Source organism: Candidatus Edwardsbacteria bacterium RifOxyA12_full_54_48 (assembly GCA_001777915.1).
Taxonomy (GTDB): Bacteria; Edwardsbacteria; AC1; order AC1; family EtOH8; genus UBA2226.
The window spans coordinates 296,382-323,132 of sequence record MFFN01000006.1; the positions used below are offsets into that span (position 1 = coordinate 296,382).

Annotated in this window: 18 protein-coding genes; all 18 read right to left on the minus strand. The window is 55.3% G+C overall.

Annotated elements, in window-relative coordinates:
• Window positions 1-72 precede the first annotated feature (72 nt).
• The 18 genes from A2273_01195 to A2273_01280 all read right to left on the minus strand — a co-directional run bounded on the left by A2273_01195 (window position 73) and on the right by A2273_01280 (window position 26,740).
• Window positions 73-1,326, minus strand: a complete 1,254-nt coding sequence (locus tag A2273_01195) for a hypothetical protein (GenBank protein OGF06848.1) — start codon at window positions 1,324-1,326, stop codon at window positions 73-75.
• Window positions 1,327-1,610: 284 nt separating this feature from the next.
• Complete coding sequence (locus tag A2273_01200; protein OGF06849.1) at window positions 1,611-3,683, minus strand: excinuclease ABC subunit B; 2,073 nt, start codon at window positions 3,681-3,683, stop codon at window positions 1,611-1,613.
• A gap of 38 nt (window positions 3,684-3,721) precedes the next feature.
• Window positions 3,722-5,434: a hypothetical protein gene (locus tag A2273_01205; protein ID OGF06850.1), complete on the minus strand. Its 1,713-nt coding sequence runs from the start codon at window positions 5,432-5,434 to the stop codon at window positions 3,722-3,724.
• Between the two features lie 609 nt (window positions 5,435-6,043).
• On the minus strand, window positions 6,044-7,372 hold the full coding sequence (locus A2273_01210) for a hypothetical protein (protein OGF06851.1): 1,329 nt from the start codon (window positions 7,370-7,372) through the stop codon (window positions 6,044-6,046).
• A 24-nt stretch (window positions 7,373-7,396) separates the two neighbouring features.
• Window positions 7,397-8,848: a peptidase C69 gene (locus tag A2273_01215; protein ID OGF06852.1), complete on the minus strand. Its 1,452-nt coding sequence runs from the start codon at window positions 8,846-8,848 to the stop codon at window positions 7,397-7,399.
• Between the two features lie 113 nt (window positions 8,849-8,961).
• Window positions 8,962-11,820 carry a hypothetical protein gene (locus A2273_01220; protein ID OGF06853.1) on the minus strand — a complete coding sequence of 953 codons (2,859 nt, stop codon included), beginning with the start codon at window positions 11,818-11,820 and terminating at the stop codon, window positions 8,962-8,964.
• Between the two features lie 775 nt (window positions 11,821-12,595).
• Window positions 12,596-13,591, minus strand: a complete 996-nt coding sequence (locus A2273_01225) for a tryptophan--tRNA ligase (protein ID OGF06854.1) — start codon at window positions 13,589-13,591, stop codon at window positions 12,596-12,598.
• A 127-nt stretch (window positions 13,592-13,718) separates the two neighbouring features.
• The gene (locus tag A2273_01230) at window positions 13,719-14,612 is read right to left on the minus strand and encodes a hypothetical protein (GenBank protein ID OGF06855.1); all 894 of its coding nucleotides are present in this window, start codon (window positions 14,610-14,612) and stop codon (window positions 13,719-13,721) included.
• A 161-nt stretch (window positions 14,613-14,773) separates the two neighbouring features.
• Window positions 14,774-15,673: a hypothetical protein gene (locus tag A2273_01235; protein ID OGF06856.1), complete on the minus strand. Its 900-nt coding sequence runs from the start codon at window positions 15,671-15,673 to the stop codon at window positions 14,774-14,776.
• A gap of 8 nt (window positions 15,674-15,681) precedes the next feature.
• Window positions 15,682-16,851 (minus strand): TIGR00299 family protein, encoded by a 1,170-nt coding sequence (locus tag A2273_01240; GenBank protein OGF06857.1) that lies wholly within the window; start codon window positions 16,849-16,851, stop codon window positions 15,682-15,684.
• On the minus strand, window positions 16,848-17,594 hold the full coding sequence (locus A2273_01245) for a 1-(5-phosphoribosyl)-5-amino-4-imidazole-carboxylate carboxylase (protein OGF06858.1): 747 nt from the start codon (window positions 17,592-17,594) through the stop codon (window positions 16,848-16,850). The genes A2273_01240 and A2273_01245 overlap by 4 nt, the downstream gene beginning before the upstream one ends.
• A complete protein-coding gene (locus tag A2273_01250; protein OGF06859.1) occupies window positions 17,575-18,393 on the minus strand; it encodes a TIGR00268 family protein in 819 nt (272 codons plus the stop codon). Before A2273_01250 ends, A2273_01245 begins: the two co-directional genes overlap by 20 nt.
• Window positions 18,394-18,427: 34 nt before the next feature.
• Window positions 18,428-18,913 (minus strand): YfcE family phosphodiesterase, encoded by a 486-nt coding sequence (locus A2273_01255; protein OGF06860.1) that lies wholly within the window; start codon window positions 18,911-18,913, stop codon window positions 18,428-18,430.
• Between the two features lie 40 nt (window positions 18,914-18,953).
• Window positions 18,954-19,772 (minus strand): DNA-formamidopyrimidine glycosylase, encoded by an 819-nt coding sequence (locus tag A2273_01260; GenBank protein ID OGF06861.1) that lies wholly within the window; start codon window positions 19,770-19,772, stop codon window positions 18,954-18,956.
• Between the two features lie 4 nt (window positions 19,773-19,776).
• On the minus strand, window positions 19,777-21,003 hold the full coding sequence (locus tag A2273_01265) for a hypothetical protein (protein OGF06862.1): 1,227 nt from the start codon (window positions 21,001-21,003) through the stop codon (window positions 19,777-19,779).
• 36 nt (window positions 21,004-21,039) lie between these two features.
• Window positions 21,040-21,378, minus strand: coding sequence for a hypothetical protein (locus tag A2273_01270; protein OGF06863.1), 339 nt, complete (start codon window positions 21,376-21,378; stop codon window positions 21,040-21,042).
• Window positions 21,379-21,431: 53 nt separating this feature from the next.
• Window positions 21,432-24,494 (minus strand): preprotein translocase subunit SecA, encoded by a 3,063-nt coding sequence (locus A2273_01275; protein OGF06864.1) that lies wholly within the window; start codon window positions 24,492-24,494, stop codon window positions 21,432-21,434.
• Window positions 24,495-24,622: 128 nt separating this feature from the next.
• Window positions 24,623-26,740 carry a hypothetical protein gene (locus A2273_01280; protein ID OGF06865.1) on the minus strand — a complete coding sequence of 706 codons (2,118 nt, stop codon included), beginning with the start codon at window positions 26,738-26,740 and terminating at the stop codon, window positions 24,623-24,625.
• Between the last annotated feature and the right edge of the window lie 11 nt (window positions 26,741-26,751).

A 26,751-nucleotide genomic window follows, 5' to 3' on the forward strand; every position in this document is an offset into this window, starting at 1 on the left:
TGCTGAATGGGTGACCTTTGTCATCCTACGCCCAGCCACGTTTGAAAGTGTTCTCAGGATGACAAAGAGCCATTATTTCTTGTACTCCGGCGCCCACTCCAGCTTGGGCGGCTCCATCAGCGAGCCCCACAGGTACTTCTCGATTTTTTCCCTCAGCGATTTGTCGATCTCTTTGTTGACCGGATATATCTTTGAATTCAGCACTCTGTCCAGCAGATTTACGGCCGCGGCGATGGTGGGCTCCAGGCCCCGCTGGGAGGTATGCTTGACGTCGTCGCCCGGGGTGTGGATCATGCCCGAGGCCTGCCCCCCAAAGCGGCAGATATTGACGGCCGGCACCTCGTACACCGCGAACGGCATGCAGTCGCTGCTGTAGATGTCCAGCTCGGTGCGGAAATAATGCCCGGTCTCTTTGGTGACACCGTCGGCGTAGCCCTGCAGCTGCGGGGTGCCCAGCACGATCAGCTCGTTCTTGCCCAACTCGTCGCCGGCCACGTCCACGTTGATCACCAGTCCCAGCCGCTCCCTGACCTCCTTTTGGTGTTTCTGGGCGTAGGCAAAACTGCCCCGCAGGCCCAGCTCCTCACCGGAGAACATGACGATCCGCAGGTCCCGTTGCGGCTTATTTATGGCAAAATGCTCGGCCGCCTTGAGCAGGGTGACGATCCCGCCGGCATTGTCGGTGGAGCCCGGCGAGCGGGCCACGCTGTCGTAATGCCCCACCGCCAGGGTCAGGTTGTCGTCATATCCCCGGCCCTTGATGTCTATCACGATATTGTGCCCAATGCGCTTCCCGGAGCTTTGCTTGATGGCCAGTTCTATTTTGCTGCCGGACAGGGATGAAAGCTTCAGCCCGTCCTCGTAGCTGACGGTGACCGAGGGAACGTAGCCCTGGGCGTACATCTTCTGGCGGTAGGACCAGCTGGGGGCCTGGCGCAGCGGGCTGCCGATGGCGATGCAGGCTTTTATCCCGGCCGGTTTGAAATGCTCGGCGATCTTGCGGGAGAAGGTGTAGGTCAAAAGTATCTTGCCCCTGTAGGCTCCTTTGTTCCGCAGCATGATATCGGCATCCTCCAAAAAGACCATCTCGCCGGAGATCTTGTGGTCGTGCGAAAGCCCGAAGGGGTGGGCCTTGAAGGTCTGATTTTTTACCTTGATGGAGGCGGTGCCGGTGTCGAAGGAATTGACCGCGAATGGTTCCAGGTGATATTTTACTTTGAGCTGTTTGAGGTATTTGGTGATGACAGTGATGGCCTTCTTCTCCCCGGCCGAGCCGGTCAGCCGCTCGAAGTTGAGCTCTTTGAGGATCTGGTGGGCGTTGATCATGGATGGAAACTCCGTTTATATTAATTATAAAATTCTGTGCTCTCTGTGCCCTTTGTGGTAAATGGATTCTTTGCTTGTTTAAATAAAAAGCACTTCACAAAATGACGAAACCGCCGTCTCCCCTAATAACTATCGCCATCCTTCAACCTGCCAAGCCTCTAAGTCCCCTCAGGATGACAATCCTTTCTGTCACCCTGAGCCTGGCACCCTGCCTGACAAGCTGAATGGGTGACGGTTATTCATCCCTCAACCTGCGTTGCTTTGAAGTGCCCTCGGGATGACAGTTATTTCTTCCCCCGCTTCCTGGTATAGGTCACCCCCATGTCCGGCTGGCCGGTCTTCTTCTTGGAACGCTTCCCCCCGAATGGCTTGGCCAGCGGCTCCTGCCCCTGCAGCTTTCTTATCTGGTCCCGGATGGCGGCGGCCTTCTCGTATTCCATGGCCGAGGCGGCGTCGAACATCTGCTTCTCCAGCTGGACGATGATCTCCTCCTGGCTTAAGCCCGAGACGATATAGGCCTCCATCTCCTCCTTGACCAGCTCCTGCCGGGAATCGGCCACCGAGGTGGACAGCATCACTTGCTCGATGGACTTGATGATGGACTGCGGGGTGATGCCGTGCTTTTCATTATAGGCCAATTGTATCTTTCTCCGCCTTTCCATCTCGGCCAACGCCCGTTTCATGGAATCGGTGACCCGGTCGGCGTACATGATGACCTTGCCGGACAGGTGGCGGGCCGCTCGGCCCGAGACCTGGATCAGTGAACGCTCGGAGCGCAGAAAGCCCTCCTTGTCGGCATCCAATATCGCGACCAAAGAAACCTCCGGCAGGTCCAGCCCCTCGCGCAGCAGATTGATGCCCACCAGCACGTCGAACTCGCCCAGCCTTAAGCCCCGCAGGATCTCGATCCGCTCGATGGCATCGATCTCGGAATGCAGGTAGCGCACCTTGATGCCGGCAGAGGCCAGAAAGTCGGCCAGGTCCTCGGACATTCTTTTGGTCAAAGTGGTCACCAGGGTCCGCTCTTGGCGCTCCACCCGCTGTTGGATCTCCTCCATCAGGTCGTCCACCTGGCCGGCGATGGGCTTGATCACCACCTCCGGGTCCACCAGGCCGGTGGGCCGGACGATCTGATCCACCACCACCCCGGCGGATTTTTTGAGCTCGTAATCGGAGGGCGTGGCCGAGGTATATATCACCTGATGGGCCAGCGATTCGAATTCGTCGAATTTGAGCGGCCGGTTGTCCAATGCCGAGGGTAGGCGGAAGCCAAAATCCACCAGGGTCTCCTTGCGGGAGCGGTCCCCGGCGTACATGGCGCCGATCTGGGGCACGCTGACGTGCGATTCGTCGATGATCAGCAGGTAATCTTTGGGAAAGAAATCGATCAGGCAGAAGGGCCGGTCGCCGGGCTTTCGTCCGGCCAGGTGCCGGGAGTAGTTCTCGATGCCCGAGCAGTAGCCCAGCTCCTTTATCATCTCCAGATCGTACTTGGTGCGCTGCTGGATGCGCTGGGCCTCCAGCAGTTTCCCGGCATTGGTCAGCTCGGCCACCCGCCACTTGGCCTCCTCCTCGATGTCCTTGAGGGCCTCCTCCAGCCGGGGATTGGAAACCAGGAAATGCTTGGTGGGATAGATGGCGATCTTTTCCTTGATCTCGGTGACCTTGCCGGTCAGCGGCTCGAAGACCGACAGCCGGGCCACTTTGTCATCCTCCAGCTCTATCCGCAGTCCGATGTTCTCGTCGCCGGGATGGACCTCGATCACCCCGCCCCGCACCCGGAAGGTGCCCCGGTCGAAGCTGACGTCGTTGCGCTGGTACTGGATTCCCACCAGCTGTTTCATCACCGCCTCGCGGTCGGCCGCCTGGCCGGTCTCCAGCATCAGGACGAATTCCTTCCATTCGTCGGGCGAACCCAGCGAATAGATGCAGGAGACCGAGGCCACTATGATCACGTCTCGCCGCTCCAACAGGGCCGAAGTGGCCCGCAGGCGCAGCCGCTCGATGTCGTCGTTGCGGGAGGAATCCTTTTCGATGTAGGTGTCGGATGACGGGATGTAGGCCTCGGGCTGGTAGTAATCGTAATAGGAGATGAAAAACTCCACCGCGTTCCGGGGGAAGTACCCCTTGAACTCGCCGTAGAGCTGGGCGGCCAGGGTCTTGTTGTGGGACATGATCAGGGTGGGCCGGTTGACCTTCTCGATGACATTGGCCATGGTGAAGGTCTTGCCCGATCCGGTGACGCCCAGCAATACCTGGTGGTTGATGCCCCGGTTCAGCCCGTCCACCAATTGCTCGATGGCCTGCGGCTGGTCCCCGGCGGGTTTATAATCGGATGCTAATTTGAATTGGTTCATTTATTTTGGACGCAGATTGTCGCAGATTGATATTATAGTTATTTTAAGTGAATGAGTTTTATTACCGAAGAACTGTTCCCGGCCGATACCCTGCAGAAGTAAACACCCGTGTTGCGTAACGGCCCGTTCCATTTCCAAGTATGCATCCCCGGCTCCAGTCGACCCTCAAAGAGCCTTTCCACCAACCGACCGGCGATGTCATAGATCCCGACCACAGTTTTAGTGGGTGTGGCGCAATTATATCTAACGGTAGCCGAAGTTTTAAAGGGATTAGGCCAACAAACGAGCGAAAGCCCATGCGCGGGAAAGGGCGTTTTATCCCCGGTCACCCCGGTTGTCGGCGCCCCATAGTAGCCGGAATGCCGCTCATCGTGCATGAACTGGCCCCACTCGATCTTACCATGAATCACGCCCACCGAGTCCCGGTCCAAATCGAAGACCCAGACTTTGTCTAGAACTCCGCTTGTGTCCGCACTTAATGTGCTAGTAATAATAATTTCATTATGTCCATCAAGGTCCAGATCGCTTATGACAGGTACAGTTCCCGCACCTATTGTCAATTCCATTGGGAAACCGTTCACATAGGATCCATCGTGATTAAGAACGTGGACGCGCCCAAAATTCGAGTAATTTGTTGTCACTACTATCTCCGGGAGGCTATCACCGTCCACATCACCAACTGCAGGTGCGGAGTTGCCGGTGTATTCGGTTGCAAACGGGATCGGCCAGCCAGGAAGCGCCGACCCAAAGCCATCAGTAACGCAAAGTGAATCATTACCCTGGATAATGATATCTGGGATATCATCACCATTCATGTCAGCGATAGCAGGGCTGATTCTGTTATATATATTTCCATGCAATATCCACTGGCGCTTCTCAATACCTGAGGGAGTTAGGATCCGGGTCCAATACACCGAAGGCATTATTGAATCGACTGAATGTATAATTATTTCCTCCGTTCCATCGCCATCGATATCACCGATGGCCGGGAAAGCCACATCGGCAAGATGGTATTCGATGCTGTCCCAACCGGGCTCGGGCACCCCGTTTTCATTTAACAGCATAATTTTAGAAATACTATTTGCGGTACCGCTTATAGAAAGGACCTCTATTTGGCCGTCATGGTCAATATCACAGACTGCAGGCGTTTGCCATTCCTGGCTTTGCAGGAAATAAAACGGCCAACTGGAATATTCCGCCCCGCTAGACGAAAGGCGGCCATGGATCTTCCAATCTTCCTCGCCAATAAAAAGGCATTCCCCCGATTGCGATGGTATATAAGCAACCGAAGGTGGTCCCGAGACGAAATTGCCGGCCGTCAGCTGCCACACGAATTGCCCCATCGAATCTACCATGGCAATATCCCCATTGGCACTGCCAAGCACAATATTTCGCCCACTCACGGCAGGATATACGGCGCCTCCATTGGCAGTCGTCACTGGCCACCCAGCCAACACCAAGCCGTCTGATCCGATGCAATACAGTGGACCGGAACACAACCCGCTTACGAGAATCTCCTTCCGACCATCACCTTTGATATCACCGACAACCGTGCATTGGGATCGAACTGTAAAATAGCCGCTTACTTGGTTTATTTTTACCGGAAATCCGTTCTCAATTATTGAATTGTAAAACACACTGTCAAATTTTGCCTTTTTATTAGCTGGCACATTTTGGGCGTACAATACTGTCAGGTTGGCAAGCAAAGTCACGACATACACCATTAAAATACCATTCTTACGTATCGCCATTTCCTTTGCCTCTTAAGGGTTTGAGGTTTGCCTTGTATCTAGTGGAATTAATGACCATGTGGCAGAGACCACAGGGTATATATTGGTCTCTTGATCATTTGGAAACCTGCGGGTTTCAAACTTTCCCTTTGTATGGTTACCCTTTGGCAAAGACCAAAGGGAATAACAAGTTTAAAGTTAGATATTAATTTGAATTGGTTCATTTATTTTTGGACACGGATTAACACGGATTTTTCTTTACAGTTTAACCAATAAGAACACAAAGCTTGTCTAAGGGAGTACCAAGGTTATTTTATAAAACCATTTGTCATCCCGAGGGCACATCGAAGCAGAACAATTTGAGGGATGACAGTCACCCATTCAGCTTGTCAGGTGAAAAGTCTTCTCAGGGTGACAATTTATGTTATCACATTGCTTGCGTTTTCTGAGACTTGCCCTGAGCGGTGTCAAAGGAAGCACGAAGATTATTCAGGATATCGTGGATTGCTTCAGTTGCCAGGCATTGATGTCTTCTCGCAATGACTGCGCATAGGCCTCTCTCCGCAACGGGGAGAGGTATGGAGAGGGGTCAAATAAAGGCCCTGCATGCAGGGCCTTTACTTATGATACCTAGGCCTCGGTCAGGCCGGTGAAGTGGAAATTATTGACCTTCAGCGGCGGGACCACCATGTTCTCCTGGCTCTCAGGGATGCCCAGCGTCTCCACGTTGTTGAAGAACTCCACCAGATCCTGATTATAACGCATGTTCTTGACCCCGCAGGATATCTTGCCGTCCTCTATCAGGAAAGTTCCGTCCCGGGTCATCCCGGTGATGATGGGGATCTTGCGGTCCACCACCCGGTTGTACCAGAATCGGGTGACCAGCACCCCACGCTGGGTGGACTTGATCATATCCTCCAGGGTCGAGTTTCCGCCCTCCAGGATGATATTACGGGGCATCGGCCCGTAGGTGTTGGGCTGGGGCAGACCGTGGCCGGTGGTCTCGGTGTTATCCTTGGCCGCGGTCTTCAGGTCGTACACCGGCCCCCTGGCCACGCCCTTTTCTATCAGGGTCACCTTCTTCTTGGGCATGCCCTCGGAATCGAAGGGCTCGGCCCAGACCGCCAGCGGATGGTAGGCGTCGTCGCTGATGGTGATATTGTCGCCCATCAGCTTCTGTCCCAGCTTGCCGGACAGACAGCTCAGGTTCTCCTGGACCGACTGGGCGCCGAACGACAGGTAAGACAGGAACATCAGCGGAGTGGTCACCGCCTCCGGTTCCAGGATGACGGTGTATTCGCCCGGCTCCAATGCCCTGGCATTGAGCCCGCCCAGGCATTTTTTTATGGCGATGGAGGCCACCTTCTCCGGGTCCAGGTCGCCGGCCTTTCTTACAGTTTGGGCATAACGGCCGGCGGTGATCCCGGAACGGGCGGTGATCTCCATGGTCAGCTGGCTCATCCGGTGGTAGGCGAACAGGCCGTTGCTGTTGGCCAGGGCGTTCACGTAGAGCAGGTTGCTGACCAGCCCGGCCAGCTCCACCTTCTCCTGCTTGGCCAGATTGACGGCCTTCAGGACCATCTCCGCCCGCTGCTCCGGCTCCATCAAGGCCGTGCTTTGGTCGAAGGACTGGATGTCCCGGTATTTCTGCGGCCCCATCAGCGGGGGCAGCTCCTGCTGGCCGGTTATGGCCTTGGCTGCTTCCGAGGCCTTGCGGGCCAGGGCTTTCAGGGAGTCGTCATCGAACTGGTTGGTGGCGGCCCGCCCCGAGCGGCCGTCGATGTCCACCCGCAGGGAGAGGCTGATGTCCGAGGTCTCCACGTTCTGGTGGATGGTGTTGTTGGCGATCCGGGTCAGCGGGCTGACCGTCTGGACCATGTTCACCTCGGCCTGCCCCTCTTTTACGAAGGACATGGCCTTTTGGCAGATCTCCTGGGCCTGATTCTTGTCTATCATCATTTTAATTTCATCCATCAATTTGATTTATTTCTTTCCCGGTATGACGCCGACCTTGATCTTGCGGAAGCGGGCCGGTGAACAGCCCTGGGCGGTGCGGGCGGTCTGGGAAGGCTCACCCTTGCCGCAGTTGGCGGTGCCCCAGATCTTCCAGTCACCGGGCCCGGCGATGGCGTCGCAGGCGTTCCAGAACTGCGGGGTGAAGCCGGTGTAGGTGGCGTTCTTGATCATCCGGCCCAGCTGGCCGTTCTTGATCTCCCAGGCGATCTCGGTGCCGAACTGGAAGTTGGAGCGCCGGTCGTCTATGGAGAAGCTCTTGTTGGTGGCCATGTAGATGCCGTCGTCGGTCTCGGAGATGATCTGCTCGGTTGATTTGGTTCCCGGCTCCAGGTTGATGCCGGTCATCCGGACTATGGGCATATTATCCCAGCCGTCGGCCCGCATGGCCCCGGTGGATATCTTGCCGATCTTGTGGGCGGTCTCGCGGGAGGAAAGGTAGTTGACCAGCAGGCCCTTCCTGATCAGGTCGTGCTTCTGGGCCTTGACCCCCTCGTCGTCATAGCCGAAGCTGCCCAGCCCCATGGGGCAGGTGGGATCGCTGGTGATGTTGACGATGTCAGAGCCGTACTTAAGCTTATCCAGGTTGTCGGTGGTGGCAAAGCTGGTGCCGGCGAAGTTGGCTTCGCTGCCGAACACCCGGTCCAGTTCCAGGGGGTGGCCGACCGATTCGTGGATCTGCAGGGACAGCTGGGAGCCCTCGATGATGATGTCCTTCTCGCCGGAGGGGCACTGCTCGGCCGACAGCAGGGCCACCGCCTCCTCGGCCGCCTGCTGGGCGTGGCCGGGAAAGTCCAGGGCCTCGATCATCTCGTAGCCGTTGGATTCCCACTGCCCGTCGTGAGAGCAGGGATAGGAGCGGTACTGCACGTCGCCGTCCCTGATGGCGGTGGCGGTGTATCCCCCTCCGCACTGGACGATCCGCTGCTCGATGAAGGAGCCGACGGTGGAGGCGAACAGCTGGTCCTCCACCCAGGCCGCGATCTGGGATTCGGTGATGTTGACCCCCTTGACCTTCCTCATGATCTCGTCGGTCTTCAGCAGCAGGGCGATCTTGTCCTCGATGGGCACTTCCAGCGGGTTCTTCTTGTGCGGGGTGACGTACTTGTCGATATACTTCTCCACCGGGGCCAGTTCCAGGTCCCGGATCTTGAGCAGGGCGCTGGCCCGGGCCACCTTGACCGCCTGCTTGGCCACCCGCTCGATCTCGGCTTTGTCTGTCTTGGGGCTGGAGGCGAAGCCCCAGGCCCCGTTGGCGATCACCCGGATGCCGAAGCCCCCCGAGGTCCGCCGGTTGATGCTGCCCACCCGGCCGTCCTTGACCTCCACCCGCTCGGATTCATCGTTGATGATGCGGATGTCGGCGTAGCTGGCCCCGGCCAGCTCGGCCACGTTAAGGGCGTGTTGCGCTAGGTCTTTCAAGAATATATCTCCTTTTATTTACCTATCATTTTTCTTGTTTATAATAGATGTAGCTGTTTTAATATTAGAACATAAATAATAATCGATATTTGTTAAGAACAACACATATTACTTTACTCTATGTTTTTTACAATATTCCATAAATCAGATGACGGATACCTCTCAATTAACGACTTTATATTATGCTTTGCACGGTGCTTCTGTTTTATATCCCATAAATCGAACCATTGCATGAATCGCTTCAATGCATCATAATCTTTGTTAATATCTAGAATGCCATAATAAATAAGAGTACCAACCTTTTGTACATATGAAGCACGTTGTATATTATAATGCGGTTTATAATTGTTACCAAATGACTCAGGATGCCTTAACCATTTAACAAAAAGTTGATCTGTTTTATCTTTTATTTTATCATTTAATTTTTCTGGTAATTTTTTACGTGGGTAGTCAATAAGATAAGATAACAGCGTCATAATTTGGCTATGTTTTATATTTTCAATATTGTTAGTTATGAATAAACTTTCAAGCACTTTTTCCAAGGTTAATATAACGTCTTCCGCAACTTCAGTATTAAATAGATTTATGCCTAGCTGAGTCAATCGCCATAAAACGTCATCGTTAGTCGGATACTTGCGGCACCATTCCAAAATGTCTTGCAACACTGGTGTTGGCAAATCTTTTATTTTGGCTAGATACTTAATTGCGTAACCAGTTGCTTCGTCTGTCTTATGTGCCTTCAACCAAACAAGCAATGAATCCCAAACTATATCCAGTTCGCCTCCGGCATCTAACCATGATTTATAGATAAAATCTGCCTTAGCGTCGGCTTTATGAACGGTCAGCCAATCTTTTATTGCTGATTCAACCAACGATTTGTCGCCTCCCGCGTTCAGCCACGATTTATAGATAAAATCTGCCGTAGCATCAGCCTTGTGAACGATCAGCCAATCTTTGATTGCTGATTCAACCAATGATTTGTCGCCTCTGGCGTCCAGCCAAGAACTGTATACGTAACTTGCCTCTTCTTCGGCCTTGTGAACGTTCAGCCAATCTTTGATTGCTGATTCAACCAATGCTTTGTCTCCTCCCGCGTTCAGCCAGGAATTGTATACGTAATTTGCCTCACCTTCGGCCTTATGAACGGTCAGCCAATCTTTGATTGCTGATTCTACTAATGCTTTTTCACCACCAGCCTCTAACCATGAACAGTACACGTAATGTGCCTCTGCATCGGCTCTATGGAGAAATAACCAATCATTTATTGCTGAACCAATTAACACTTTATCCCCGCCTGCCCTTAACCATGATTTAAAAATAAAACGGGCCGAAGCTTCTGATCCGTATACTGCCAACCAGCTATTGATTGTTGGTTCAATCAATACTTTATCACCTCCGGCATCCAACCAAGCTTTTGCTACAAAACTCAAATGAAATGCCTTCGTATGCTTATTACACCACTGCTGTATGTATATTGCGACGGTTTGTGTTGGTAAGCCGCTTTCTAACCAAGCGACCATAACGTAATGTGTTTGGAATGAAATTGGCCGCGTGCTTATCCAATGCAAGGCGCTATCCTGCAAAACTGTCGGTGCAAGTCTTAGCCCCCAAGTAATAACAAAATTACTCGCCTCAACAAATGGCACTACCTTTAAGATATATGAAATTATGGTCTGTTTGTAAATTTCTGGAATATTTTCATCACCACAATTAACAAGCCAACGAGCGAACCAACCAAGCGTGTTTTGAAAACTTATATATTGGTCATCATCAATCCAAACGTTTTTGTAATTGTGTAACAATGCTATCATGTCTGGTACTGCAAGAAGTGAAGTGCGCGTTAGCAAATGTCTGACTTCACGCCATTGTGACTCTTTGGTTTTCATCTCATTTGCAATAATTTTTGCCCAAGGCATAACCTTTAATGGTGGTATGTCTGCAATTCTTTGCAAAGAAATAATTGCTGATTCTAAACAGCCGTGATCTGCAGCAACTGATAGAAGTTCTATGACAAACGTTTCAGCTGTGTGGGGAATGCTTTTTAAATATGTTGCCAATATCTGGTCGGCGAGAACATCATGTGCTGTGACCCACTCCTTTATATTAGTAACGACATTTGTGCCAGATAATTCAATCCAACCATCGGTTGCTAAACGGTCGAAGGCAGGTCGATAGAGATCCGTAGGCAAAGTGGACGCAGTTGTCGTCGACATGGGGAATAATGCAATAAGTAACGCCAACTCATGCGATACATCATTATTGGGAAATGTAAGTTGAACACGCTTTGCAACCCATCTACCAAAATCAACCTCTGTAAGCAACTCTTTTAGGTCATTAGCTCGTCCTGAGGTGTAGAGGTAGGCTAATAAAACAGCCAAAACTGGCAGATCATGGCAAACAGCTATATGCTTCTCTGTTACCACAATACCAGCTTTAGCCAATATCCATCCTGCAATGCTACTACGGTATTTAGCATACCACTCAAGTTCGTCGGTACCTGGTGGTGGAGTAAGTTCAACGGATTGGTGTTTGCTTATAGCATTAAGAGTTTTATAGTAATAACTTGTACGGCAGGTTGCTATATAACATAAGCGTGTAATGCCTTGCTCAATGAGTACATTTAGGTTTTCAATCAAATCACTGAAACTACTCTGTGTTTCAATATAATCGAATAGTAATAGGGCCGGCGTTGTTGGTGTAAGCTTTTCTACAAGTTTTTCTATAGCATCATTTTTTAGACTACCTTTGACCTTCAGAACAACCCAACCTCTGTTTAAAGCTTCTAAACCAAGCTCCAACATAAGTCTGCTCTTGCCAATACCGCCTTTACCGTTTATCACTAACCCAGTGATATCATTGCTTTTAAAACAATCAAGTAAACTATTCTCATCCCAAATTTTTAAATCCTTTGGTTTGGCCGTTTTTTTAATGTGTTCAACAAGACTATAATAGGGTGATTTACTGCTGTTCAAATATGAACGGAATGTGCCAGTATCTACCGTTTCATTTAAAGGTATTAATCCGTTTGGTCGTGTTTCTGGAAACCATCGAAAAATCGTGTGCGGCCGTTTTCTAAGGAGGTCGCATAAGTCACTCCAATCCTTGACCGTGACTTCGATTCTAGCAAGATGAGAAAGATGCGAATGTTTCCCAGCAAGAACCAGAAAGAATTCCGCAATTACCTTTTGTAGGTCACGCCGTTGCTCTTCATTTTTTAACTCTGCACTTATTGCAAATACATACTTACATATTGGGGTATCGGTTGTATACCACGGTCCATATTGCGATTGACCATGCGTAGGTCCATTAGGGTTTTGTAGGTGTTCTTCTAGTTTTTTCCCAACCTCTCTCCATCGCTGAACCACTACCGCAGCATTATCCTCACCAACAACTTTACATTCAACAACAGTGCATGTATTGGTTACCTCGATAGAATCTATCCCCCCATCTTTTCCACCACCGGGGTAACAATGCAATTGGCTATACTCCGGCAATAATAACTCGTGAACAAATCGTTGGAATGCGTCACCAATATCAGTTTCAACTAATCGTGGATTTAGGCACCTATTTTCAAATCGTGGAATTTCCATAACCAATTAACGATAAATAACAGAAGTTTACTTAGTTAATTACAATGTGACAATCAGTTTTATTCATTTCAAACCTAATACGATCTAATTTATTTATTTCCTAAATGCACTTAATAAGTTTATAAATAGACCCATGTGTTAATTTTCCTTTTTCAAGTTACCCCAATATATCCCGGTAATCTATCTTCATGGCGGTCTTGGCCCGGTCCAGTATCTCGCCGGAATACTCCTGCCCTTTTATGATCCCCTTCCGCAGGACATCCTTAACATAACCCAGGTCGTTCCCCAATTCCATGCGCTTCTGCCGGATCGGTGCAAAATAGGCATTCATGTTGGCGATCAGCTCCTTCTTGCAGACCACGCAGCCCCGCCCGCCCTTTAAACATTCTTCCTTAATGGCGGCGTGACCGGGGGTGAATATCTGGTGATAGGCATAGACCATGCAGCCGTCCGGGTGGCCGGGATCGTCCTTGCGGGCCTTGGCGGGATCGGTATAGGCGCTCATGATCTTCTTGGCGGTCTCCTCCGCACTGTCCTTGATGTCAATGGCGTTGTTCAGCGACTTGCTCATCTTGGCGTTGCCGTCAAAACCCTTGATCCGCCCGAAGGAACCCACCTTGGCCTCCGGCTCCACGAACACCGGCCCGTAGATCCGGTTGAAATCGCGGGCGATCTCCCGGGTCATCTCGATCATCGGCACCTGATCGTCCCCCACCGGCACCAGGTCGGCGTTGAAGGCCAGGATGTCGGCCGCCTGGGAGACGGGATAGGCGAAGAACCCTAAGGGCAGTGATTCCCCGAAGCCCTTCTGCTTGATCTCCTCCTTGACGGTGGGGTTGCGGCCCACCCGGGCCACCGTCACCAGGTTCATGAAGAACACGGTCAGGTCGGCGATGGCCGGCATCTTGGACTGGATGACGATGGTGGCCTTTTCGGGGTCTATCCCGGCCGCCAAGTAGTCCAGCGTGACCTCGATGATGTTGTCGTGCACCTTTTGGGGATCGTCAAAGTTGTCGGTCAAAGCCTGAACGTCGGCGATCAGGATGAAGGTGCGGTACTGCTCCTGCAGGGCCACCCGTTCTTTGAGCGAGCCGAAATAGTGCCCTATGTGCAGGGGGCCGGTGGGCCGGTCCCCGGTAAGGATCGTTTTCATGGGGTTTTGTCCTTTATATTATCCATATTTATTTTCTTATTTGTCATTCCCGAGAAGTCGGGAATCCATTTATAGACCTCCCCACATCCCCTCCTTGATCAAGGAGGGGATCAAAGGGGTGGTAATGCTATCTCCTCCTCCACTCCAGCAGCACCATCCAGATCGGCAGGTCGTGCCGCCAGCCGGTGCCCTTGATCACCTTCTTGTACCAGGGGTTCCGCGGGAACACCATCTCCAGCTTCTGCCCCTCCAGCATACCAGCCAGCTTGCGGGCCTCCTTTAGGACCAACTGCAGAGTTTTTATGTCCCGGCCTATGGTGTTTCCGAAGGTAACGTATTTCTTGTCCTTGGACTGGATCAGCATGGTCACCCCGGACAGGCCCTGCCGGTCGAAATAGACATAGACCCGTTTCTCCTTGATCAGCCTTTGCAGCAGGCTTTCGTCCAGGGTCAGGGCCTTCCAGCCTTCCAGATAGAATCCCTTCCAAAGTTTATAGCGGCTGTCCCTTTTCAGCAGGGCCATGATCTCACCGGCATCCGACGGCCGGGCCGGGACCAGCTTGGTCTCGTCGGCCCTGGGCGCCTTGCACCACATCTCATCATAAGTATTGATGATCTTCATGCCCTTGGATCTTCCCAGATGGATGGAGATCTTGTTGTAGGAGCCGGTGGCGTAGCGGATGAATTTAGGCTTGAACGACAGGGCCTTGACCCAGGTGAAATCCTGGATGGCCCGCCCGATGCCGTGCCCCCGGAAGGTGGGATCCACCCTGAGCCCCTCCAGCCACAGCTCTCCCGGCCGGTGTTCGGTGATCTTGCCCAGCCCGATGGCGGTGCCGTGCAGGTCGGCCACGAAGAACATGCCCTTCTTGTCCTTGAGCCACTGGTCCCATACCTCGGGGATGTAGTCGCCCCACCGCCCGAATGTTTTCTGGCAGAAATCCAGCACCGTGGCCTTGTCCGAGGGTTTGGCCTGGCGGAATCTGACGTCCTTTATCTCGAAATAATTTTTCTTTTTCATGATATTTTCCTCTCTTGTCATATGCTGTTCACAGAATCTTGTGACTTTGATATGTCAGATCTGCGAAAGCAGGTATCCAGGTTTTTTATGGATTCCCGCCTTCGCGAGAATGACAATACTCTTCATTGATCATTTATCTTTTCAATCAAATATCTCCAGGGTTACGGGCTTTCCACCTTGCTCCAGGGCGTGAAGCCATGCCCCAGCACCTCCTTGGCGTCGGTCACCACCATGAAGGCCTTGGGATCCAGGGCTTTTACGATCTCCCGGAGCTGGGCCAGCTCCCGGCGGCTGACCACGCAGAACAGGATGGTCCTCTCGGTGCCCTTGTAGAATCCCCTGCCCACCCACATGGTGCCACCCCGGTCCATTCCCAGCACCACCTCGCCCCGGATCAGTTCGTAATGATCGGAGATGATGTAGGCCGCCTTGTTATAAGACGGGCCCTCTAATATGACATCCAGGATCCGGCCCGAGATATACAGGGTGGTGAATCCCAGCAGGGCCAGGTCCACCTGCCGGAAGGTCAGACCGGCCAGGGCGATGATGAAGAAATCCACCATCATGATCCCCATGCCCGGGGTGAAGTTGGTGTGCTTGGCCAGGATCTGGGCCACGATATCCGAGCCGCCGGTGGTGGCCTGGTGCCTGAAGGCCAGGCCCAGCCCCACGCCCAGCAGCACCGCTCCGTAGATGGACGCCAGAATGGTGTTCTGGGTGGCGGCCTTGAGATGCCAGGTGGCCTGGAAGAGATCCGTCAGGAAGGAGGTCATGAAAACCGCATAGATGGTGCGGAACCCGAACTTCTTGCCGAATTCTTTAAGTCCCCATATGAACAGCGGGATGTTGATCACGAAGATCATGGTGCCCACCGGCAGTTTGAACAGGTAGTGAAAGATCAACGCCAGGCCGGCCGCCCCGCCGGCCACGATCTTGTGCGGCACCAGGAACAGGTCGTAGGACAGAGCCATGAGGGCCGCCCCCAGGGTTATCATGAAGAAATCCCAGATGACCTTGGGCAGCCGGGGCTTCACTATTATCCGTTTTATTTTTATATCCATAGCAGATCTTACTTTTCGGATTTCCGGTAGGCCGCCATCGCGGCGCTGAATATTTTTCGCAGGGGCGCTTTAAACTTTTGAGCCGCCGAGAGGCAGGCATCGTATTCCGGCTGGAACTTTTTCTCTCCGTCAGGCAGTTCCGCCACCTTGCCCTCTACGATGCCGTATTCGGTCCTGACTTTGATCGTCTTCCGGGGAAGGACATAACGATCGAGCGGCGTCCGGCGGATGCCCAAAGTGGTGGTCTCCCGCATGAGGATATCCACCGCCTTCTTTTCATGGGACGGAGCGACCAGGGCCGAAAGCATCACGGCCGGGCGGTTCTTCTTCATCTGGATGGGCGTGAAATAGACATCGCAGGCCCCGGCCCGGAAAAGCAGATCCATCACCTGGCCGTATATCTGGGGATTCATGTCGTCGATATTGGTCTCCAGCAGCACCATCTGCTCCAGATCCCTCCCGCTGGCATAAGACTCCCCCACCATCGCCCGCAGGATATTGGGCACCGGCAGATCCATGGTGCCGGCCCCGTGGCCTGTCTTCTCCAGGGACATGGCCGGCATCGGACCGAAGGAATCCGCCAGATAGGTCATTAACAGTGCGCCGGTGGGGGTCACCAGCTCCCCGGTCAGTTCGTTCTGATATATCTTGACATCTTTCAATAACAAAGCTGTTGCCGGGGCGGGCACCGGCAGAATGCCGTGGCGGCATTTGATCGTTCCTTTCCCGATGTTCAGCGGTGAGCAATATGTTTTTTCGATGCCCAGATCGTCCAGGGCCAGCATGGTCCCGGCGATGTCGATGATGCTGTCGATGGCCCCCACCTCGTGGAAGTGTATCCTCTCCACGGTGGTCCGGTGCACCCCGGCCTCGGCCCTGGCCAATATGGTGAAGGCTTCGATGATCCGTTTTTCGATCATCGGTTTGAACTTTGCTTTTTTGATCAGGGCGGTGATCTGGGAAAGGTTGCGCTCCGGCTGTTTCCGGTATTCTACCTCCAGATGAAGCCCGCCCACCCCCTGTTTGGCCACCTGCTTGAGACGGATATCCCAGCCGGAGACCGGGATCCTTTTCAGTTCCCGGAGGATCTTTTTCCTGTCGGCTCCGGCGTCGATCAATGCCGCCAGGATCATGTTGCCCGAGGCCCCGGTGGGGCAGTCGAAGAATATCGTTCTCACTTCTTGCAGCCTTTCAAAATCGTCGCCGCCAGGTACCCGGCCCCGAAGCCGTTGTCGATGTTGACCACCGATACCCCCGGCGAACAGCTGTTGAGCATGGCCAGCAGGGCGGTGATCCCTCCGAAGCTGGCCCCGTAGCCCACGCTGGTGGGCACCGCGATCACCGGGCAGGCCACCAGGCCGCCCACCACGCTGGGCAGGGCGCCCTCCATTCCCGCCACGGCGACTATCACCTTGGCCTCCCGCAGTATATCGATCTTATCCAATAGGCGGTGAAGCCCGGCCACACCCACATCCCACATCCTGACCGCCCGGAACCCGAAGATCTCGGCGGTCAGGGCCGCCTCCTCGGCCACCAGTATGTCCGAGGTCCCGGCGGTAATGACCGCGGCATAGTCGCCGCTCTTTTTGGGTTTGACCCTGGCATTGGTGATGATCCTGGCCCGGGAATGGTAGACCGCAGCCGGGCAAAGTTTTTTGACCGCTTTATAGTGCACGGCATCGGCCCTGGTGGCCATCACCAGCCCCTGCATCTTCTGGAAGATCAGGGCCGCCTGAGCCGGGGTCTTGCCCTGGCAGAATATCACCTCCGGCAGCCCCCGGCGCAGGGTCCGGTGGGTGTCGATGTTGGCGATGCCGATATCCTGGTAAGGCAGGGCCGCCAGCGTTTTCAGCACCTCCGGTTCGGAGATTTTGCCGGCCTTGTACTTTCGCAGCAACTCGTTAAGTTTTTCTTTTTGCATTTTTCTTTCCGTCATCGTAACACCCCTTTTGATAACCGGCCAGATCGAGGGTCACGAATTTATAGCCTGCCTCACGCAAGAATTCGATGATCTTATTTTTTAATTTAAGCGCTTGGTTGAACTGCGCCGTCGGGATCTCTATCCGGGCCAGATCTCCGTGATGCCTTACCCGCAGGTGGCCGAAACCCATCTTTTTCAAGGGAGCTTCGGCCCTTCCGATCCTCTTAAGTTCCGGGATGGTTATTTTCTGACCATAGGGTATCCTGGTGGCCAGGCAGGAATTCGACGGGGCATTCCAGTTGGGCAGTCCCATTTTTTTAGATAACGACCTGATCTCAGCCTTGGTCAGGCCGGCCTCGGCCAGCGGGCTTTTGATGCCGTATTTGATCGAGGCTGCCTTTCCGGGCCGGTATTCCTTTTTATCGTCCGCGGTGCTGCCATCGATGATGGCTGATATCCCTTTTGCCTTAGCGATCTTCTTCATCTCCCGCCAAAGCAGGCTCTTGCAGTGATAGCACCTGTCGGGTGGATTGGCCAGAAATGCTTTGTCCTTCAATTCTCCGGTCTTTATTGCCAGATGATTCAGGTTGTATTTTCCGGCAATTGTTAGGGCGGTTCTTGTTTCATCCCCGGAGTGTATGGCCGAGACCGCCGTCACCGCCAGATGATCTTCGCCCAGGATCTTCTTGGCCGTCACCGCCAGAAAAGTGCTGTCTATCCCGCCGGAATAGGCCACAAGGATGCTGCCATAGCTTCTGAGCAATGATACGAGTTTTGTCTGCTTCTCCCTCAAACCCATGACTTGCTCTGTGTCTCGGTGACTCTGTGGCATATTATAGTTCCACGATCCGGCCGCTCATATCGTCCAGTTCCACCACCGCGCAGGTCGGCTTGCCGGTCAGATAGCCGCAGGCTTCGCCGGGATTGATCACCAGGGTTCCCTCCTCGTAGATGTCCACCTTGTGGGTGTGCCCGTAGAGGATCAGGTCATAGGTCCCGGCCTTGATCAGGCTTTCCAGGCAGCGCGGCTCGTGCATCATGCAGATGCTCCGTTCGCCGATCTTCAATTCGTAAGGGCCGCTGTGCAGTTCGAATCCGGCCTCCTCGAAGCGTTCCTTGAGATATATCTTCTCCCCGTCGTTGTTGCCGTAAACTGCTATTAGTTTGAGCCTGGCCTTGGCAAAGACCGGGACGATGAAGGGGGCCACGAAATCCCCGGCGTGAAGGACGATCTTGACGTCCTCGTCGAAGAAGGCTTCGCAGGCCTTCTGGCAGGCCTCAAGATTATCATGGGTATCGGAGATCAAACCGATCTTCATAGATTTTGTCCCCTATTATCTATTCACTAGAATCTATTGACTATCTCTGGCACTTCGGGCACCAATAGGTCCCCCGTCCCCGGAATATCTCCTTGACGATGGTCCCTCCGCACCTTCGGCATTTGTTTCCCTGCTTGCCATACACCCGGTGCTTCACCTGGAACCAGCCCTTCTTGCCCTGCCCGTCGCGGTAGGTGTCCACCGAGCTCCCCCGGGCGGCGATGGCCTCTTTCAGGACTTGAATGATGGCCCGGTGTAGTTTCTTCAGCTCCGGCCCGCTTAGCTGGTCGGCCGGCCTCTGGGGTGCGATAGCCGCCCGGTGCAGGGCCTCCGCGGCATAGATATTGCCCAGTCCGGCCACGATGCTCTGGTCCAGCAGCAGCGGCTTGATCGGCCCCCTGCGCCCGCCCAGGCGCTCCTTCAACGCTTCGGAAGTGAAATCTTTCTCCAGCGGCTCCGGCCCCATTTCTTGAAGCGACGGGATGGTGCCGGCATCGCCGGCCAGTTCGATGGATCCGAACTTGCGCTGGTCGGAGAACACCAGCCGCTGACCGCCGCTAAAGTAAAAGATGATTCTGGCCGCCCTGGGCAGAGAATCACCTTTTTGCTGGTATTGCAGCACTCCGGTCATCTTCAGGTGGACCACCAAAACCTTCCCGGTGTCCAGGTGCAGGATCAGATATTTGCCCCTCCGGCCGAACCGGGTGAAACTTCTCCCCGAGATCTCGCCAAGAAATCCTTTGGGCGTTGCGCCCTTCAGGGAGCCGGTATTCAGTATCTCCACCTGCGTGATCCGCTTTCCGGCAAGGCTCCGGGTCAGGTCCCGGCGGACCGTTTCAACCTCCGGCAGTTCCGGCATGGTCTCAGTTGTCCTCGCCCAGGTTCTTCATATCGTTCTCCAGGGCATCCAGCTCGGCCAGCAGGTCATCGGCCTCGCTGAGGGTATTCTCGTTCCTGGTCCTGATGGCCTGGTCAGCCTCGGCCGACTCCTGTTCTCCGGCAATGGACTCAGGCAGCTCGATCTTTATTTCGGGAATGCCGGTTTCCGGCTGGCTCATTTCGCCGGGGAACACTATCTCCGGCCCACCCGGCTCATCGATCTGGATGGGGGCCATCTGCGCCGGAGGCTGGGCCTGCGGGGCGTTCATCCCGGCATACTCCTGGATCAGCATCCGCTGTCGCTCCCGAAGCTGCGACATCTGCTCCTCCAGTTCGTGGTTCCTGACGGTCAGTTCCTCGTTGCGGTCCCGCAGATCCTTGAGCACCTTCTCCCACTTCTGGCGCTGATCCTGATACTTGAGTTGTATATCCTGGATCTTGGCCTGCACCTCCACCCGTCCCTGGGCCATGGCGTTCTGGACGTCGTTCTGGCGCTGGGCCTGCATCTGCTGGATCTGAGCCTGCATCTCGGAACGGGTCCGGGCCACTGCGCCCTGGACCTCGCTGTGGTGCTTAAGCTCCAGCTGATCGATCTGGTCCTGCATCTCCTGGCGGACCTCGTTGACCGCGGCTTCGATCTGCTTATAGGTGGACTGCAAGGCAGCCGGGCCGGCTGGCGCAGCCGGCTGAAGCGGCGGCGGCTGGGGTATGTTGAAAGCCGGCGGCGCAGCAGGCCTGGGAGCCGTTTGCGGCGGGGGTGGCGGGGCCGGGGCTTCCTGGATTGGCATCCTGGCCGGTGGCTGCGGTGCGCTGGCGGCCGGGGGCGCTGGCGGCCGGGGCGCCATTTGCTGCGGCGGAGACGGCGGTTGCGGTATGTTGGCGGCCGGAGGCGCCGGCGGCCGGGGCGCCATTTGCTGCGGCGGAGGCGGCGGAGCCGGTTTGGGCATGGCCGGAGCCTGGGGCGGCGGAGCGGCCGGGGCCGGACCCTCGTCGGTCACGATCTTGCCGAAGATATCGTCCAGTTCGTCGTCCAGGCCGGCGCCCAGCAGTCCGCCGGCGCTCGGCATCCCCGCAGGCTTTCCTATCGGAGCCCTGGGGGCCGCCGGGGCTTGGCCCGGCGCGGCAGGCCTGGCCGCAGGTTTGGGCGCCAGGTTGGTAAGCCAGGCGTTGAATTGCCCCGCATCCTTCTGTTTGTCTTCCGGTGGTACCATATATTCAGACCTTTCAAAATTTACAAAAGCATTGATCTATTTAATTTTTATGATTTCAATCGCCCACTGTGATTTATAGCATTCAGGGCACTTTAAATATTTCTTTCCCCATACATGCGGTGTCAGAAAAGCATTTATCATTTTGATGTCAAACTCATGAGTGCAGGCAGGACACCGGTACCCGAATTTATTTGTCTGCCATTTGGCAAGCACCAACAATAGCATAGCGATGAAACCAAGAAATATTACAAGTCCGAATGGCCACTTTAATGGCGCCAAATAAGCACCGCCAACCGCAATCAAAATAAGGGCGAATAAAAGCAACAACAAGTTGGTTCTTTTATCCGTTTCATTATGTTCTCTGTACTGCACCATTTCCTCTTTACCTATCCGCGTAAATCAGTTTCATCCTTTGAATCCGTGTTCCATTATTTCCCCACGCCGCAGCACTTCTTGTACTTCTTCCCGCTGCCGCAGGGGCAGGGGTCGTTGCGCCCCACGTCCGGGCCGGACTTGACCACCGGGGCCTGTTTGGGCCGGCCCTCTTCGTCGCGGGGGATCATTCTCCGGGCGGCCGGGGCCTGGCTGCCGTCCTCGATCGGCCCGGCCGCCTTTGGCGCGGCCAATTCCGGCTTGAAGGCGGTCATGGCCACAGGCCTTGACTGGGGCGGCGCCACGTTCACCGGATGGGCCTTGAACAGCAGTTCGATGGTGGCCGAATCGATGGTATTATTCAGCTCCATGAACATGATATAGCTTTCCTTCTTGTACTCTATCAGGGGATCCTTCTGCCCGTAGGCCCTCAGGCCGATGCCCTCCTTGATGGCGTCCAGGTTGCTCAGATGCTCCCGCCACTTCTCGTCTATGGTCTGCAGCAGGGCAAAGTGCTCGATCCGCCTCATCAGTTCGGACCCCAGACTCTCCTCCTTCTGCCGGTATCGCTCCCGGACCGCTTCTTTGAGGTATTTCTCCAGCGAATCTATGGTCATCCCGTGATACTGGTCCTGGGAGACCGAAAGGTCCATCAGAAAATGCCGGCGCAGTTCGTCCTTGATGCCGCCCCAGTTCCAGTTCTCGGGATATTCCTTTTCATCGGTATCGGCGGCCAGGATGGCATCCACCACCCGGTCCATCATCTCGGCGATCTTATCCTGGAGGTTCTCGTCGGTCAGGGCCTCGTGCCTTATCTGGTAGATGGCCTCGCGCTGCCGGTTCATGATGTCGTCGTATTCCAGCAGGTGCTTGCGGATGTCGAAATTGTGGCCCTCCACCCGTTTTTGAGCGGTGCCGATCTGGCGGGTCAGCAGGGGATGGGTGAGCACCTCGCCCTCCTCGGCCCCCAGCTTCTCCATCACCCCGGCGATGCGCTCCGATCCGAACAGCCGCATCAGGTCGTCCTCCAGCGCCAGGAAGAAGCGGGACGATCCGGGATCGCCCTGCCGCCCGGCCCGGCCCCTCAGCTGCCGGTCTATGCGGCGCGATTCGTGCCGTTCGGTGCCGATGATGTGCAGTCCGCAGGGGACCTTCTCCCGGCACTTGAGCGTTTCGTAATGGGGGCATTGCTCCGGGGAGCCGTCATCGCTGACCAACCGGCAGTGCGGGCTCTTGACCACCCCCGGGCCCAGCTTGATGTCGGTGCCCCGCCCGGCCATGTTGGTGGCGATGGTCACCGCCTTGGGCTGCCCGGCATTGGTGACGATCTCGGCCTCTTTCTGGTGGTGCTTGGCGTTGAGCACCTTGTGATCGATGCCCTTGCGGGCCAGCATCCGGGAGAGGGTCTCCGAGACCTCCACCGACACCGTGCCCACCAGCACCGGACGGCCGGCCAGGTGCATCTGCTCGATCTCGTCGATGACGGCGTTGTATTTTTCGCGCCGGGTCCGGTAGATGACGTCGTCGTAGTCGGAGCGCCGGATGGGCTTGTTGGTGGGCACCACCGCCACGTCCAGCTTGTAGATCTCGAAGAACTCCGAGGCCTCGGTCTCGGCGGTGCCGGTCATGCCGGCCAGCTTGGCATACATCCGGAAATAGTTCTGGATGGTGACGGTGGCCAGGGTCTGGGTCTCCCGCTCGATGGCCACGTTCTCCTTGGCCTCGATGGCCTGGTGCAGGCCGTCGGAATATCTCCGGCCCGCCAGGATCCTCCCGGTGAACTCGTCCACTATCAGCACCTTGCCGTCGCTGACCACGTATTCCACGTCCTTCTCGAACAGGGAATAGGCCCGCAGCAGCTGTCCGATGTTCTGGTTCTTCTCCGACCGCTCGGAGAAGGTCAGCTCCAGCTTGATCCGGGCCTCGGCCTTCTGGGCCTCGCTCAATGATTCGTCGCTGTTGATGCGATGCATCTCCTCGGACATGTCGGGGATGATGAACAGCTCCGGCTCCTTGGGGGAAATGGTCTGGCGCCCCTTCTCGGTCAGGTCCACCACGTGCGATTTCTCGTCGATGGAGTAGAACAGCGGCTCGTCCAGCTCCCACATCTTCTTGTCCCGGATGTAGTCGTTCTCCACCTCCTGCATCAGCCGCTTGTTCTTGCCGTCCTGCAGCAGCTTGGAGAGCTTCTTGTTCTTGGGCCCGCCCCGGTAGGCCTGCAGCAGCTTGATGCCGGCCTGGTACTCCTCGCCCTCGGCCAGCAGTTTCTCGGCCTCGGCGGTGATTCGGTTGACCAGCAGGATCTGGCTCTCCACCAGTCGTTCCACCGGCCGCTTCAGCTGGTCGTAGCGGTGGGTGGAGTGCTCCACCGGACCGGAGATGATCAGCGGGGTGCGGGCCTCGTCGACCAGGATGGAATCCACCTCGTCGATGATGGCGTAATAATGCTCCCGCTGGACGCACTGCTCCAGGCTGCCAGCCATGTTGTCCCGCAGGTAATCAAAGCCGAATTCGTTGTTGGTGCCGTAGACGATGTCGCACTGGTAGGCGTCCCGGCGCTCCTGAGTGCCGGGCTCGGTGTCGTCCAGGCAGCCCACCGTCAGGCCCAGGTATCGGTAGATCTGGCCCATCCACTGGCTGTCGCGCCGGGCCAGGTAGTTGTTGACCGTCACCAGGTGCACCCCGCGCCCGCTTAGGGCGTTCAGGTAGACCGGCATGGTGGCCACCAGGGTCTTGCCCTCGCCAGTGGCCATCTCGGCGATCTTGCCCTGGTGCAGGACTATGCCGCCCAGCAGCTGGACGTCGAAGGGCACCATCTCCCAGGGAAGCTCCATGCCCACCACCGTCCAGCTTTTACCCGTATGGCGGCGGCAGGCCTCCTTGACCGCGGCGAAGGCCTCGGGCAGCAGGTCGTTCAGGATCTCCTGGTCTTCCCGCCCCTGCTGGCGTTCCTGGGCGATCCTAGCCTTGAACTCGGATGTTTTACCCTGAAGATCGGACTCCGAGAGGTTTTTATATTCCTCAAAATACCGGTTGATCTCATCGATCCTGGGCTGGAGTTTTTTGGCATCCCGTTCATACTTGCTGCCGAACAATTGTGTCAGTATCTTCCCGAACATAATATCTTATAACATTCTTAAAATTTAAACACTTATCCAAGCAAATTTAACATAATTTTGGTGATTTTGCAAGCAAATAAGAAGGGGAACGGCCTTTTGACCGGTCCCCTGTTGTTTACAGTTTGTACTTATTCCATGACGCTGTGAAAAACATCCATCACCTTACCAGGAGAATCGGCCTGTTTCAACTGCTGGCGGACGGATTCCCGGCCCATGGCCTGACCTATCAGTTTAAGCACCTTCAGATACCCCTGGATATTCTCCCCGGCCGAGATCATCAGAACGATCTTGACCGGCTGGCGGTCGTCGCAGACATAACCCGGTATGGGTCTCTTGAGCGATATATAGATGATCACCACCTCGTCGGTGGCCGCTCCGGACCGGGAATGCGGTATGGCGACCCCCTGCCCCAGGGTGGTGGGCGAATCCTGCTCCCGGTGCCACAGGCTTTCCAGGAACGCCTCCCGGTCGAATACGTATCCCTTTTCTACCGCCAGATCGACCGCCTTTTCGAACAATTGCTTCTTGTCCGACACCTCGGCTTCCAGCATTATCAGGTCGCTTTTTAAATAATCGGACAGGTTCGGCTGGCGGTTCTCGGCCAGGGAAACGGCGTAATCTATGGCCTTCTCCAGGTCGTCGGGGAAGCTATCGGCGCCAACGTTCTGGATGATCTCCAGCTCGTGCAGGATCTTCCTGACCTCCGGGCGCATCCCGGATATCAGCACCCTCTTTTTTCTGCCCCTCATTTTCTGGATGATGCTCTCCACCGCCTGGGCCCCGGAGGCGTCCACTATGGAGACCCCCTTCATGTCCAGGATCAGGGTGTCCGGCATGGCATTGGTGATCGCTTTGGAAAAGCTTCGAACCGCACCGAAGAACAGCGGGCCCTCGATCCCGAACACCGATATCTTGTGCCGCTGCATGATCTTTTTGGTATCTTCGGAGATGGATGACAGATCCCGTTCCAAAGCCGGGATGATGCCCAGCTGGCTCACCCGGTTGATGAACAGGAAGGTGGCCATCAGCATGCCTATCAGAACGGCGGAGATCAGATCGGCAAAGACCGTCACCAGCATGGTGGTGACAAAGACCAGGGAATCGGCCAGCGGTGTCTTGGGCAGTATTTTTATCGGCTCCCACTCGAACATGCCGACGGCCGCCATCATCAGCACCCCGCTGAGGGCCGCCAGCGGTATCCTGGCGGCAACGGGAGCCAGGGACAGGATAACAACCACCAGGATCAGCCCGCAGATCACTCCGGACAGCTTGGTCTTTCCCCCGGAACGGATGTTGATCATGGTCCGGACTATGGCTCCGGTGCCGGCTATCCCGCCGAACAGGGCGGCCGCCGAATTGCCGATGCCCTGCCCCACCAGCTCCCGGTTGCTGTTATGCTCGGTGTTGGTGACGCTGTCCACCACCACGCTGGCCAGCAGGGTCTCCAGGTACCCCAGCATGGCGATGGCGAACCCGGCCGGGATGGCCCGGTGCCAGCTGGCCCAGCTGGCGTTGGGCCAGGCGGGAAGCTGCAGGACGTTGGGAATGCTGCCGACGATTCCGATGGCCGGCGATCTTATAAAAGCCAAGCTTTTCCAGTCGAAGCTGTACAAAAAGGCCCCGATCCGGTCCCCCAGGAAAAAGGTGATCAATGACCCGAACAAAAGGCCCAGAAACAGTTTGGGAAGCGATCGGTTGATCAAAGGGACGATTATTATGAATGCTATGGTGATCAGGGCCACCAGCGGGGCGCTGAAAAAGGTTTTCAACTGCTGGCTGAAGATCAGGATGGCGATGCCGTTGGTGAAGCCGGAGATCACCGGCTGGGGGATGAAGCTGACGAACTTGCCCAGCTTGAACAGTCCCATGGCTATCTGCAGGATCCCGGCGATCAGGCAGGCCAGCAGCAGGGCGTTGATGTCGTGGAACTGCACGAATATCTGGGTCAGGATCACCGTCATCCCGCCGGTGGGCCCGGTGATCTGCTGCGGCGTGCCGCCGAACAGCGAGGCGAATATTCCGGTGAACACCGCACCGTAAAGCCCGGCCACCGCCCCGCTGGGATCGCCGTTGGTGGCCAGGATGCCGAACCCCAGGGCCAGCGGCAGGGCCACTATGGCCGAGGTCAGCCCCCCGGAGAGATCGCCCTTAAAGCTGGTAAGGTCAAATTTTAGATAGTCCTTGAAATCGAATTCCCGGAAATACTCCGCCGGGTCGAATTTTTTAGCCAATGCCTGGAGCCTCATGGGATGACGCC

Bases quoted from the DNA above. Each gene is read 5' to 3' on its own strand.
- A2273_01195 (OGF06848.1), bottom strand. From the start codon at position 1,326: ATGATCAACGCCCACCAGATCCTCAAAGAGCTCAACTTCGAGCGGCTG.
- A2273_01200 (OGF06849.1), bottom strand. From the start codon at position 3,683: ATGAACCAATTCAAATTAGCATCCGATTATAAACCCGCCGGGGACCAG.
- A2273_01205 (OGF06850.1), bottom strand. From the start codon at position 5,434: ATGGCGATACGTAAGAATGGTATTTTAATGGTGTATGTCGTGACTTTG.
- A2273_01210 (OGF06851.1), bottom strand. From the start codon at position 7,372: ATGATGATAGACAAGAATCAGGCCCAGGAGATCTGCCAAAAGGCCATG.
- A2273_01225 (OGF06854.1), bottom strand. From the start codon at position 13,591: ATGAAAACGATCCTTACCGGGGACCGGCCCACCGGCCCCCTGCACATA.
- A2273_01230 (OGF06855.1), bottom strand. From the start codon at position 14,612: ATGAAAAAGAAAAATTATTTCGAGATAAAGGACGTCAGATTCCGCCAG.
- A2273_01235 (OGF06856.1), bottom strand. From the start codon at position 15,673: ATGGATATAAAAATAAAACGGATAATAGTGAAGCCCCGGCTGCCCAAG.
- A2273_01245 (OGF06858.1), bottom strand. From the start codon at position 17,594: ATGCAAAAAGAAAAACTTAACGAGTTGCTGCGAAAGTACAAGGCCGGC.
- A2273_01250 (OGF06859.1), bottom strand. From the start codon at position 18,393: ATGGGTTTGAGGGAGAAGCAGACAAAACTCGTATCATTGCTCAGAAGC.
- A2273_01255 (OGF06860.1), bottom strand. From the start codon at position 18,913: ATGAAGATCGGTTTGATCTCCGATACCCATGATAATCTTGAGGCCTGC.
- A2273_01260 (OGF06861.1), bottom strand. From the start codon at position 19,772: ATGCCGGAACTGCCGGAGGTTGAAACGGTCCGCCGGGACCTGACCCGG.
- A2273_01265 (OGF06862.1), bottom strand. From the start codon at position 21,003: ATGGTACCACCGGAAGACAAACAGAAGGATGCGGGGCAATTCAACGCC.
- A2273_01270 (OGF06863.1), bottom strand. From the start codon at position 21,378: ATGGTGCAGTACAGAGAACATAATGAAACGGATAAAAGAACCAACTTG.
- A2273_01275 (OGF06864.1), bottom strand. From the start codon at position 24,494: ATGTTCGGGAAGATACTGACACAATTGTTCGGCAGCAAGTATGAACGG.
- A2273_01280 (OGF06865.1), bottom strand. From the start codon at position 26,740: ATGAGGCTCCAGGCATTGGCTAAAAAATTCGACCCGGCGGAGTATTTC.